9 protein-coding genes are annotated in these 12,617 nt (G+C 64.1%); 4 read left to right on the top strand and 5 right to left on the bottom strand.

The window, feature by feature from the left end:
• Positions 1-55 precede the first annotated feature (55 nt).
• Complete coding sequence (locus tag VWY34_RS03595) at positions 56-964, top strand: ABC transporter permease (RefSeq protein ID WP_416548774.1); 909 nt, start codon at positions 56-58, stop codon at positions 962-964.
• A gap of 12 nt (positions 965-976) precedes the next feature.
• Here VWY34_RS03595 and VWY34_RS03590 read toward each other — a convergent pair whose 3' ends face one another.
• A complete protein-coding gene (locus VWY34_RS03590) occupies positions 977-2,017 on the bottom strand; it encodes a glycosyltransferase (protein WP_416544861.1) in 1,041 nt (346 codons plus the stop codon).
• Between the two features lie 154 nt (positions 2,018-2,171).
• Here VWY34_RS03590 and VWY34_RS03585 point away from each other — a divergent pair, with 154 nt between their 5' ends.
• Both VWY34_RS03585 and VWY34_RS03580 read left to right on the top strand, forming a co-directional pair.
• Positions 2,172-3,182 carry an NAD-dependent epimerase/dehydratase family protein gene (locus VWY34_RS03585; RefSeq protein WP_416544860.1) on the top strand — a complete coding sequence of 337 codons (1,011 nt, stop codon included), beginning with the start codon at positions 2,172-2,174 and terminating at the stop codon, positions 3,180-3,182.
• Positions 3,183-3,516: 334 nt separating this feature from the next.
• A complete protein-coding gene (locus VWY34_RS03580) occupies positions 3,517-4,821 on the top strand; it encodes a UDP-glucose dehydrogenase family protein (protein ID WP_260107657.1) in 1,305 nt (434 codons plus the stop codon).
• Positions 4,822-4,903: 82 nt separating this feature from the next.
• On the opposite strand, the gene VWY34_RS03575 is transcribed toward VWY34_RS03580, so the two are convergent.
• Both VWY34_RS03575 and VWY34_RS03570 read right to left on the bottom strand, forming a co-directional pair.
• Positions 4,904-6,043, bottom strand: a complete 1,140-nt coding sequence (locus VWY34_RS03575) for a ParB/RepB/Spo0J family partition protein (protein ID WP_416544859.1) — start codon at positions 6,041-6,043, stop codon at positions 4,904-4,906.
• Between the two features lie 100 nt (positions 6,044-6,143).
• Complete coding sequence (locus VWY34_RS03570) at positions 6,144-7,559, bottom strand: AAA family ATPase (RefSeq protein ID WP_340547839.1); 1,416 nt, start codon at positions 7,557-7,559, stop codon at positions 6,144-6,146.
• A 497-nt stretch (positions 7,560-8,056) separates the two neighbouring features.
• On the opposite strand from VWY34_RS03570, the gene VWY34_RS03565 reads away from it, so the two are divergent.
• Entirely contained in the window at positions 8,057-9,073 is a 1,017-nt protein-coding gene (locus tag VWY34_RS03565) for a replication initiator protein A (protein WP_340547838.1), read from the top strand.
• Positions 9,074-9,315: 242 nt separating this feature from the next.
• Here VWY34_RS03565 and VWY34_RS03560 read toward each other — a convergent pair whose 3' ends face one another.
• Both VWY34_RS03560 and VWY34_RS03555 read right to left on the bottom strand, forming a co-directional pair.
• Positions 9,316-10,719 carry an HlyD family type I secretion periplasmic adaptor subunit gene (locus VWY34_RS03560; protein ID WP_416535226.1) on the bottom strand — a complete coding sequence of 468 codons (1,404 nt, stop codon included), beginning with the start codon at positions 10,717-10,719 and terminating at the stop codon, positions 9,316-9,318.
• Positions 10,716-12,482 (bottom strand): type I secretion system permease/ATPase, encoded by a 1,767-nt coding sequence (locus tag VWY34_RS03555; RefSeq protein WP_416535225.1) that lies wholly within the window; start codon positions 12,480-12,482, stop codon positions 10,716-10,718. The genes VWY34_RS03560 and VWY34_RS03555 overlap by 4 nt, the downstream gene beginning before the upstream one ends.
• Positions 12,483-12,617 lie beyond the last annotated feature (135 nt).

The following is a 12,617-nucleotide window of genomic DNA, read 5'->3' as shown; positions in this document are numbered from 1 at the left end:
CTCTCATAATACCGTTCGCGATCCGCGTTTCACAATGGGTATTCATGGGGTGTTCATGGCCAGCCTGTCTTCTTCTGCGCCCCCGGCTCAGCCCCGTCCGTTAAGCCCGCCAAAGACACAGGTTACGGCACAGGCTCCCGCCCAGACGCCGGCCCAGATCCCCACCAGCCCCGCCGCCAATCCGCATCGCCGCCACCGCCGCAGCATGGCGACGCTGCGCACCGTGGCCGCGCTGGTGCTGCGCGAGATGTCGACCCGCTACGGGCGCACCCCCGGTGGCTATCTCTGGGGGATCCTGGAGCCCCTGGCCGCGATCCTGTTCCTGTCGCTGGGCTTCTCGCTGGTGATCCGCACGCCGTCGCTCGGCACCAGTTTCCTGCTGTTTTACGCAACCGGATTCCTGCCATTTAACCTGTATCAGACTCTCTCCGGCACCGTTGCGCGGGCGCTTGCCTATTCCCGCCCCCTGCTGCGATACCCCACTGTCACCTGGCTGGATGCGATCCTGGCACGGTTTGTGCTGAACAGCCTGACCAGTATTGTCATCACCACCCTGCTGATGACCGGTATCCTCGCGGTGATCGACAGCCGCACCGCCATCGACCTGCCCCCCCTGGTCGAAGCCATCGCCCTCGCCATGATCCTCGGGCTGGGGGTCGGCTGCATGAATGCGGTGCTGATGGGGCTGTTTCCCCTGTGGGATGTGGCCTGGTCGATCATCACCCGGCCGCTGTTCCTGGCCTCCGGCGTGATCTATATCTACGAGGACCTGCCGCCGGTGGCACAGGACATTCTGTGGTATAATCCGCTTCTGCATATCATCGGGCTGATGCGCACCGGATTTTATCCCACCTATAATGCCGATTACGTCAGCCATGCCTATGTGCTGCTGATCGGTATGACACTGACCGCCCTGGGCCTGATCCTGATGCGCCGCTATCACCGGGTGATCCTGAACCGCTGATCTGCGCCTTATTTATTCGCGAGCCTCTGCCAGCACCGCGGCATGGCGGCGCCCCAGGCGCCGCAGCAGCCCGTCGCGCACCGCCAGCCAGGTGAGCCGCAGATAGGCGCGGCGCACGCCGGGGTGATGACGCACTTTCAGGATCCATTTCGGCAGGATAAGCAGCAGCACCGGCCAGAACAGCCAGCCCGCCGCCTGCCGATAAAGCAGCAGCAGATTGCGGTGGTGGTAATAGACCTTCCACAGCGGGCGAAAGCGCTGGCCGCTGTCGCCATTGCTGAAGGTGGAGAAATCATGCTCGAACCGCACATCGGCGGCAAAGCAGATGCGCCCGCCCGCCGCACTGAGCCCCAGCGTATAAAGCGCATCATCACCATAGATGAACAGGTCCGGATCCGGGTAGCCCACCCGCCGCACCGCCGCCGCCGAGATGAAAAACCCCACAAAAGACGTCACATCAATCGCGCTCAGCCCGCCGTCATAGGCGCTGCGCGGAATATGGAACCCATCGCGCCCTTTGCGCGCGGTGGACAGGAAATGCCCCAGGCTCCAGAACGGATTGCGCGAGGGGCGGTTCATCTCGCAGATCTCGCCGCTTGGGAAATAGACCGCCGCCGCCACCGCGTCCCAATGGGCCAGCTCACCGCTCTGCCCCATGGCGTGAAACGCCGCCAGCCCGCCGGGTTCCGGGCGGCCGTCATCATCCATCACCACCAGCCAGTCGGGGGCATGCGCCTGCATCGCGCGCTGCATCCCCAGGGCAAAACCGCCGGCCCCGCCGCGGTTGATCTCGCTGCGCACCACATCGGCGCGGGGATGATCCGCGCCCCAGGTCGCCAGCCAGTCGCCGGTGCCATCATCAGAGGCATTGTCCACCACCACCAGAGCGGCCAGCTCCGCGCCCGGGCTGTCCAGCAGCCGCGCCAATGTCACCTTGAGTTTCGCAAGCCGATTATAGGTGACCACCACCGCCACCAGACGTCCGGCACCAGCGGTAGCACCAGCGGCGGCCGCAGCCTGATGCGCGGGCTCGGGGATCAGGGTTTCAGTCACGGTGGCAAAGGCTCCTGTGGGCGGCGGCGGATCTGGTTCAGAGCGCAAAGCTCATAAATAGACCGTGCTGTCAATTCACCTGCCGGTCACAGGTCGCTTTCCCGCGCCACAGGAAGCATTTGACACCCCGCGCCCAAGCCGCCACCTAAGGGGCATGAAAACCGCTCTTATCACCGGATCGGCCGGCTTTATCGGCTATCACCTTGCAGACCGGCTGCTCGCCGCAGGCTGGCATGTCATTGGGCTGGATTGCCTCTCGCCCTATTACGACGTCACCCTGAAGAAACGCCGCCATGCGCGGCTGGCGGACTACGCGGGCTTCACGCCAATCATTGGCAAGCTGGAAGATCCCGACCGCCTGATGGGGCTGTTTGCCACCCATAAACCGGATGTGGTGATCCATCTCGCCGCCCAGGCCGGGGTGCGCCATTCCATCGATGCGCCGCGCGATTATCTTGAGGCCAATCTGATCGGCACCTTTGAACTGCTGGAGGCCGCCCGCGCCCATCCGCCCGCCCATATGCTGATCGCCTCCACCTCCTCGGCTTATGGTGCCAACACGCAGATGCCCTTTGATGAGCGCCAGCAGGCGGATCACCAGATGTCCTTTTATGCCGCCACCAAGAAGGCAGGCGAGACAATGGCGCATTCCTATGCCCATCTCTACGGGCTGCCGACCACGATGTTCAGGTTTTTCACCGTCTATGGGCCCTGGGGCCGGCCCGATATGGCGCTGTTCAAATTCACCAGGGCGATAGAGGCCGGTGAGGCGATCGATGTCTATAACCACGGCAGGATGAGCCGGGATTTCACCTATATCGACGATCTGGTTGCGGGCATCGCCGGGCTGATCGACGCGGTGCCGGGGGATCAGCCGGTCTCGGAACAGGACAATCTCAGCCCTGTCGCCCCCTTCCGGGTGGTCAATATCGGCGCCTCCAGACCCACGCCGCTGATGGAGTATATCGCGGCTCTGGAAACCGCGCTGGGGATCACCGCCCGCAAAAACCTGATGGAGATGCAGCCCGGCGATGTGCCTGCCACCTGGGCCGATACCACATTGCTGAGCCAGCTCACCGGATATGAACCGCAGGTCAGCGTCGAAGAGGGCGTCGCGCGGTTTGTCGCCTGGTACCGGGAGTATTACAGCGGCACCCAAGGCTGATCCGGGCAGGGCTGATCTGGCGCGACATGCGCTTCTGACCTGTCACCTTTCCCCAAATACTCGCGCCGCAGGCCTCCCGATTTCTGTGAAATCGGGATCAGGACTTCTCCCTAAATTAGGTCAGTATGATTGACCAAATGTTTCGCGTGCGAAACATTTGGTCCGAACCGGACCTATTTCACTCCCCGCCCCATTGGGCCACTTCCGCACCCTGATCAGCCTGAGTCCTGACCAAAATTCCGGTTCCCGCTTCCCGCGCGCCCGTATATGTCTGATCCCCAACACTCCGCCCCTGCAAGCGGAGGATATGAGGCAACAGCAAAGGACCGCCCCCATGCGCATTGCAATGATTGGCACCGGATATGTCGGATTGGTCTCCGGCGTCTGTTTTTCCGACTTTGGCCATGATGTGATCTGTGTCGACAAGGATGCGGCCAAGATTGCGCGGCTGCAGGCCGGCGAGGTGCCGATCTACGAGCCGGGGCTGGAGGATCTGATGGCGCGCAATGTGGCTGCGGGCCGGCTGTCCTTTACCGATGATCTGGCCGCCGCCGTGGCCGAGGCCGAAGCGGTGTTCATCGCCGTCGGCACGCCCACGCGGCGCGGCGATGGCCATGCCGATCTCACCTATGTGATGGCCGCCAGCGAGGAGATCGCCGCCGCCCTTCAGGGCTATACCGTGGTGGTCACCAAATCGACCGTGCCCCTGGGCACCAACCGGCAGGTGAAACAGGTGATTGCCAAAGCCAATCCGGCGGCGGAATTTGACGTCGCCTCCAATCCGGAATTCCTGCGCGAAGGGGCGGCGATTGATGATTTCATGCGCCCCGACCGGGTGGTTGTCGGCGTGCAGAACGACCGCGCCGCCGAGGTCATGGCCGAGATCTACCGGCCATTATATTTGCGCGATTTCCCGATCCTCACCACCGATCTCGAAAGCGCCGAGATGATCAAATATGCCGCCAATGCGTTTCTGGCGACCAAGATCACCTTCATGAATGAAATCGCAGGCCTCTGTGAACGGGTGGGCGCCGATGTAAAGGAGGTCGCCCGTGGCATCGGGCTGGACGGGCGCATCGGCAATAAGTTTCTGCATGCCGGTCCCGGCTATGGCGGGTCGTGTTTCCCAAAGGACACCGCCGCGCTGGCGCGCATCGGGCAGGACCACGCCTATCCGATGCAGATCACCGAAACGGTGATGCGGGTCAATCAGGAGGTCAAGGCGCGGATGCTGGAGAAGCTGCGCGACGCCTGTGACGGCAGTTTCAACGGCAAGACCATCGCGGTGCTTGGCGTCACCTTCAAACCCAATACCGATGACATGCGCGAGGCCCCCAGCCTCACCATCGTGCCGGCCCTGATCGGCGGCGGCGCCAAGGTGCGGGTGGTGGACCCGCAGGGCGAGGCCGAAGGCCGCGATCTGCTGCCCGGTGTCAAATGGGAAGACGACCCCTATAAGGCCGTGCGCAATGCGGATCTGGTGGTGCTGCTGACGGAATGGAATGAATTCCGCGCCCTCGACCTGAAGGCGCTGGGGCGCAAGATGGCGCAGCCCCGGATGGTGGATCTGCGCAATATCTACACCGCCAAAGCCGCCAAACGCGCCGGATTCGAGACCTATATCGGGGTGGGCCGCTAAACCCACCCGGTCATCACCCCAAACACAAAAAGACCCTGATACAGCTGTATCAGGGTCTTTTCACATCATCCTCAGACTCTGTTCAGCGGTGGCGCAGCCAGGCCTTCAGATCCTCCATCAGGGTGCTGTCCACCGCTGTCCCGGTGAGTTCGATCCGCTGCTGGCCGGGGGTGAATCCCAGCCGCACGCCAGCGGCGGCCTGCACGCTCACCCGCTCATGTGCGCCGATGCTGTCCGCCGGATCCAGGCTGCGCACCCGTGGCACCGGAGAAGGACCCGGAGAAGGACCCGGAGAGGAACCCGGGGCAGAGGACGGAACCGGGGCAGGGGTCGCCTCCGGCGGATCTGCCGGCGCGATCTCACTCCCCTCATGGGCCTCAAGCAGCTGGCTCAGCAGCGCCTGTTCCGCCTCTGCCGTGGGGCGGGCGGTGGCGCGCAGGGCCGCGACCACCGCATCGGCAAAGCCCGGATCCTGCACAAAGGCCCGCGCCAGCCCCAATCCCAGTTTCTCGCGGATGGCGGTGGGAAACAGCAGCTCCTCATCCAGCGCCTCGACCAGGGTGACAAAGCTGCCGATCTTGGAGCGTTTGGCGCGGGTGGCATTGGCAAAGAGCGATTGCAGCGCGTATTTCTGGCTGCTGTAGACCCCTTCGCGCAGCGCCCGCACCGCAATGCGGGCGCGTTCGTAATGGGAGAGGTTCACCCGGATTTCGTTTTCCTCGACCATCGCCACATAGGCGCCCTCGGCCCCGTCGGGCTGGATCACCAGCGCCTTGATGGTGGCAAAGGCAGGATCATTGCTCTCGGCATATAGCCTGCGCATCGCGGTCAGACGGCGCCAGCCGGAGATCAGACCATGGGTCTTGCCCGCCGGGGCCTGCGCGCCCAGGGCGACCACCTCGATCGGGGTCTGCTGGCCACGGGCGCGCAGGGATCCGACCAGCGCCCCCATCTCTTCCTCGTCCTGCTCCAGCCGGTCGCGCACCAGATGGGTCTCGTCGATGGCGCCAAGCGCGATCTCCTCGATCATCAGCCCCTTGGCGCGGGCGGTCTCCAGCACCGCTGTCAGCTCCTGCAGCGCGCCCTCTGTGGCGGCTTCGGAGGCGACCTGCGCAATCGGCGGCGCTGACAGCGAACCGGGGCCGCCGAGGGCGGATTTGTTCTCAGGTGCCGTGCTGAGATAGGTCGGCTGTGCCGGTGAAAGCCGTTTGCGTTTTGCCATCTGCCTGTCCTCTTCCTGCGCCTGTTCTGATCCCTGCACGCCCTGTTTGCCCTTTGGGGGTGCAGGGTCGCAGTATGAGGCGCTTTGCGTTTTTAGCCCGTTACTGCGCCGCGCGCTGCATCTGCAACTCATCCCGGCGCCAGACCGCCAGCAGGAGCCGCTTGAAGGCCGCATAGGTGGCGTCAAAGGTCTCGCGCCCCCTTGCGTAGGTCTCGCGGTTGAAATCGCGGTAATCGGCCTCGTAGATGCCATTGACCTGCTCGCCGGCCTGACCGATCAGCGCGGTGTAATCCTGCCGGTGCGGCGACAGGGTGGGCCCCAGATAGGCCTGCATCAAGGCCGCCAGCTCGCCCTGCTGGGCGCCGTCATAGCGGGTGATCACCGTGCGCACCGCATCCCATTCAAAGGCGATCTCCGGCCGCCCCAGCGCGCGCGCCGCCAGATTCTCGCCCTCCTCGATGGAGGCGAAGGTGGAATGCAGCATATCGAAAAACCGCCCCGTACTGTCGAATTCCAGAAACGACGCGCCCATCGGCACCAGAAGGATATCCGCCGCCGACAGCCCGTTGATGGTGAGATAGCCAAGCGCCGGCGGCGTGTCGATGAAGATCACGTCGTATTGCTCCAGCACCCCGTCGGCCTCCAGCCGCTCGGTGAGCGCATCCCAGAGCTTCCAGCTGCGCGCGGCCATCCGCCAGACCGGGATCTGGAACTCCGCCCAGTAGAGGTTCAGCTGCGCGCCGATCAGATCGATATTGGGCCAATGGGTGGGCTGGATCACATCCGCTGCCGTCATGCCCATCGCCGCCGACAGGCTGTCGTCCAGCGGCTGGGGCGCATCGCCGCGATCCAGACGGCGCTGGTTTTCCAGGCGCAGGTGATCGCCGTAATGGCGCGCCAGGAGCGGAAAGGCGGTCTGCCATTCATCCTCCACGCGGCCACCAAAGATCGAGGTCATCGAACCCTGGCTATCAAGATCAATCACCAGCACCTTGTAGCCATCCAGCGCTGCTGACATCGCCAGATGGGCCGCTGTGGAGGTCTTGCCGACGCCGCCCTTGAAGTTGGCCACGGCGACCATTTTGGCGGGCAGCCCTTCGGGGCGGTAGGGCTGGTAATCCTTCGCCTTGGATCCCTGGGCGGCAAAATGCGCGCGCAGGCGCAGCACCTCGTCGAGGGTGAACCATTTGGCGCCACCTTCGGTCTCGGAGCGGCCCTGCGGCAGATCTGGGTTGGCCTTCAGCACCCGGCGGAAATGGGCCTGGGCGACCGGGATCAGATAGCGGGTGATCTCCCAGGTGGAGAACAGGCGCAGCTCCTTGCGGCCCTCTTCGTTCATGCCCCGGCTGGAGAGATCGGCCCGGCCGCGCGCGCAGGCCTCGGCGATATCGGCAAAGCCGCCGGTGCTGGTGGGGGCCTCCAGATCGCCCAGGGCGGCGTCGGGGTCGATGTTGAAATAGGGGGGCAGCCCGGCCGCATTGCGGCCTGGATCTTTCTTCTGGATGTCTCGTGCCATTGCTCTCACGCCTCTGCCTGGGTCCGCCGGTGCAGGGAACCTGTAGGGTTCCCTGTTTGATGTGCGGCCTTTTGGAGATGATAGCATAAAACAGCGCACATGAAAGATATATGCGCATCTGTTTTGAATTTTCTAAGCAAATCCGGGAGTTGCGGCAAAAGAAACCGGCGGGATCCGGGGCGGGACCGGGGCAATTTCTGCCCTGTCGATTTTTTCTACCTGTTATAATTGAGTTATATATAAGTTAAGGCGCAACACCAGTGGCGGCAAAGCCCTTTTTTTATTGGCGTTTGGAGCCGATTTTCGGGCTGCTGCGATTCCGAAACCCCGAAAGACTGACTCTGAACCCCCGAAGCAGTGACTCCGAACCCCCGTTGAGAAGTGGTGTGGATAACTTTAGGGTGGGCGTAATCAAAACCACGAAGACGCGAGTCACCCCGAAAGAGGCCATAAGGCCCGGATAAGCGGGGGGCGGGCAGAGCAGACGGGACAGCAATATGGCAGGCCAGATTTCGGGCCAGATGACCGCAGGGGGCAGCGCGGCGCAGGGGGGGGATTTCTTTCTCTGCGATATTTTCGATGCGATTCCGAAAAACGATCTCGCCTCGATGGAGCATCCGCTGTTCTCGCTCGGCACAAGACCGGACCGGCGCATCCTGAACTATGAACATAATGGTGCGGAGATCACCGTGGTGCCCTCGGTCAAAGGGCTGGCGACGATCCATGACAAGGACATCCTGATCTTCTGCATCAGCCAGCTGATGGCGGCGGTGAATGCCGGCCGGCAGGTCAGCCGCACGCTGCATCTCACCGCCCATGATCTGCTGGTGGCGACCAATCGCGAGACCTCGGGCGATGCCTACCGCCGCCTGCGCGAGGCGTTCGAGCGGCTGGCGGGCACCCGCATCACCACCAATATCGTCACCGGCGGTCAGGAGGTCACCAGCGGCTTTGGCCTGATCGAGAGCTGGGAGATCGTGCGCAAGGCGCGCGGCGGGCGGATGGTCAATGTGGTGGTGACGCTCAGCGAATGGATCTATCGCGCGGTGCTGTCGAAATCGGTGCTGACCCTCAGCCGCGATTACTTCCGTCTCCGCAAACCGCTGGAGCGGCGCATCTATGAGCTGGCGCGCAAACATTGCGGCCGTCAGGACAGCTGGCAGATCTCGGTGGAGACGCTCTTGAAGAAATCCGGCTCCGCCAGCCCGCGCCGGGTGTTCCGCAAGATGCTGCGCGACATGATCACCGCCCAGCCGCTGCCGGATTACGCGATGGAAGAGCTGCCGGGGGATCTGATCCGCTTTTCCCAGAAACATGCGGTGCTGGACAACAGCCAGCGCCCGCCGGTGCTGAGTGCGCGCGCGCTGGAACAGGCCCGCAGCCTGATCCCCGGCATTGACGTCTATGCGCTGGAGGCCGACTGGCGCGAAATGTGGGTGCGCTCCGGCGCGCCGCGGCTGCGCCGCCCCGATGCGGCCTTTCTGGGCTGGGTGAAGAAACGCGCCACGGAATAGGGCAGGGGAAAAGCCCCGTGTCAGAGACGGGTTTGCTTTTTAAAATAGGTCAGCATTATTGTCTAAATGTTTCGCACGCGAAACATTTGGGCCGAACCGGACCTAATTTGCACGGCGGTGCCTGCCGGCGGTCTGCCCAGATAAAGACCCGCCCGGCCAGAGGCCGGACGGGCGAAAGGAAGTCTGATCAGGTCCCCCCCAGGTATGAAACGCCAGACGTCTTACCGGCCGCGCATCCCTGATCAGCCATTCCCCTCTCTCAACGCGTTCGACATGCTGCGCAGCACCGGGCTGAGCAGGTAATCCGCCAAGGTCTGCCGCCCGGTTTCGATCATCGCCTGGGCCGGCATGCCGGGCAGGGTCTTGACGTTGGGCAGCGCCGCCAGCTCTTCGGGCGGAATGCGGATGTGAACGCGGTAATAGGGAATGCCGCTGTTGAGATCGGCAATGCTGTCGGCCGCCACCATCACCACCTCGCCCCGGACCGGCGGGGTGGAGCGGAAACTATAGGCGGTGAGCTGCACGCGGGCCCGGCCACCGGTCACCACCTCGTCGATATCGGTGGGCGAGACGCGGGTCACGACAATCAGATCGCTGCCCGAGGGCACCAGCTCCAGCACATTCTGGCCCGGGTTCAGCACCTGGCCCAGCGTATTGATGGAGAGCTCCACCACCCGGCCGGCCTGCGGCGCGCGGATGGTCTGGCGTTCGATCACATCCTCCGCCGCATCCAGCCGCTGGCGCAGGTCCAGAATACGCTCCTGCACCAGCTGGGTTTCGCTGGAGATCCGGTTCACCGTGTCGCGGTGCACCTGCAGAATGCGCTCCTCGGTTTCGGCGACACGCTCCTGAAGGTTTTCGCTGTCGCTTTCCAGCGCGCCAAACGTGCCCATCAGCCCGGTTTCCTGCAACAGCCGGTCGCTGAGCCGGGTCTTGGGAACCAGGCCTTTTTCATAGAGCTTGTGCAGATCGGCGACCTCGCCCCTGATCAGGGTCAGCTGATCCTCGACCGCGGTCAGCCGCGCCTGCCGCCCGATGAGCTGTTTGCCCAGCTGGGCAATCCGGTCGCGCAGGATCTGCACCTGACCTTCATACAAGGCGCGGTTGCTGGCGAAGACATCGCGCTGCACCTCAAACAGCGAGACCAGCTCTGGATCCTCGGCAATCAGCTGGTCCAGCTCGGCCGGGATCTCGATCTGATCAGCCTGGGCCAGCTCCGCCTGAAGCCGCGCCTGCTGGGCCAGAAGACTGGCCATCTGGCTGGTCAGGATGGCGCGGTTGGCGCGCATCCGGCGCCCGTCCAGCACCGCGATCACATCGCCCTCGGCAACCATATCGCCTTCGGCCACATTGATCTCGCGGACGATGCCGCCCTCCAGATGCTGCACGCTGAGCCGGTCGCCATCCACGGTGAATTCCCCGGGGGCGACCACGGCGCTGGTCAGCTCGGCCCTGGTCGCCCAGAACACCAAACCGCCAAACAGGCCAAAGCCGCAGACCAGCATCCACAGCACCAATTGGCGCACGCGGGTCGGCGGGGTGCGGGGCAGGGTGAAGCCATCGGGCATCAGGTCCTGAAAGCCCCGGTTTATTTCAATCTCGCTGGCGGCGCGCGGGGCCAGCTCCCGGCTGTTGCTGCGGCTCATGACTGGGCTCCTTCTGCGGTGCTGGCCTCTGCATCGGTGTCCGTCCGGGCCGCCGCCCGGCGCGGTGCGAGATTGGTCACCTTGGGATCGCTCTGGGCCCGGCTCATCGGCTGGGCGGCGGCTTCGATGATCTGACGGGCCTCGCCAAAGCGGGCAATCCGCCCTTCCTGTATCAGGGCGGCATGGCTGACCCGCCGCAACAGGTTGAGCCGATGCGTCACCACCACCACGATGGCACCACGGGTGCAGACCTCCTCGATGGCGGCGGCCAGGGCCTCTTCGCCTTCGGGGTCGAGATTGGCATTGGGCTCATCCAGCACGATCAGCTTGCGATCGCCAAAGAAGGCGCGGGCCAGGCCAATCCGCTGACGCTGCCCTGCGGAGAGGAACCCGCCGCGCGGGCCGACTTCGGCGTTATAGCCGCCGGGCAGGGCCAGGATCAGCTCATGCACGCGGGCCAGTTTGGCGGCGGCCACTACATCGGAGGGTTTCGATGTCGGATCCATCATGGCGATATTCTCGGCCACGGTGCCGCGGAACAGCTCCACCTGCTGCGGCAGAAAGCCGATATGGCGGCCGATCTGTTCGGGGTCCCAATCGGTGAGGGCGGCATCATCGATGCGCACATGGCCCCGCACCAGCGGTTGCAGCCCCACCAGCGCCCGCGCCAATGTGGTCTTGCCCGCGCCCGACGGGCCGATCAGCCCCAGCGCATGGCCCGGTTGCAGCGACAGGGTGATGTCGAGAAGCAGCGGATCCTGCCGCCCCGGCAGCACCACGGTGGCATTTTCCACCGACAGCCGCCCGGTGGGGTCGGGCAGTTCCATCCGGTCGCTGGTGTCTTCGGCATGGGCCAGCAGGAGGTTCAGCCGTTCCATGGCGCTGCGGGCCTTGAGCAGGGCACGCCAGCCGGCGATGGATTGCTCCACCGGGGCGGCGGCCCGGCCCAGCAGGATCGAGGAGGCAATCATCAGCCCCGGTGTCAGCTGGTTGTTGATCACCAGCACCACGCCCACGCCAAGCACGGCGATCTGCAGACCCATGCGGGTGGCCTTGGCCAGCGAGGTCATCAGCGCCACCCGGTCGGTGACCAATGTGCCAAAGAGAATGGCGGTAAAGGCGCGCCCCCGCCAGCGGCCGATCTGGGCAGAGGTCTTGCCCATGGCGTGGATGATCTCGGCATTGACCATCATCTCCTCAACCGCGGCATTGGTTTCGCGGGCGGCCTCCTCGGAGGTCTTGCCGGGCGCGCGGGCAAAGACCTCGCTCAGCACGCCAAGCCCCAGCAGGATCAGCAGACCCACCACCGAGACCAGCCCCAGGATCGGGCTGAACAGAAAGATCAGCCCGATGAACAGCAGCGACCAGGGCGCATCCAGGAGCGCAATGAACACCGGGCTGGTGACAAAGCCGCGCAGATCCTGAATGTCGCGGATCGGTTCCGCCGTGCGCAGAGGCGCGGGCAGGTTGCCGCTGATCATCCCTTGCAGGACAACCGGGCTCAGCCGGGCCTCCAGCCGCGAGCCGAGGCGGGCGACGAGGCGCTGGCGAATGACATCAAAGAGAAAGAAGAACACCAGCGCGATTGCCGCGCCGGTGGTCAAAGCAATCAAGGTTGGCATGCTGCCCGAAGCCATGACCCGGGCAAACAGTTGCAACATGTACAGCGGCGCTGTCAGGACAAGCAGGTTAACAAAGATACTCGCTACAAAAATTGAGGTGATAACACCCCGCTGTCCGTCAAAGACCCGTTTCGTCTTCATACCCGTGACCCCCCGGTTGCACGATGTGAAGTTTCTGAAGCTGGCAGATCAGCGCCCTGGTCCAAGGTGGCAATCCTTGGCCGGGGACCAAATCGCTGTCCTGAACCAGGGCTAGACCCCCCCGGGTGGCGGCCG

Source organism: Phaeobacter sp. JH20_02, assembly GCF_048056915.1.
Classification (GTDB): domain Bacteria; phylum Pseudomonadota; class Alphaproteobacteria; order Rhodobacterales; family Rhodobacteraceae; genus Phaeobacter; species Phaeobacter bryozoorum.
The sequence above is the reverse complement of the archived record's forward strand: the minus strand, read 5'-3'. Positions and strand labels throughout refer to the sequence as shown.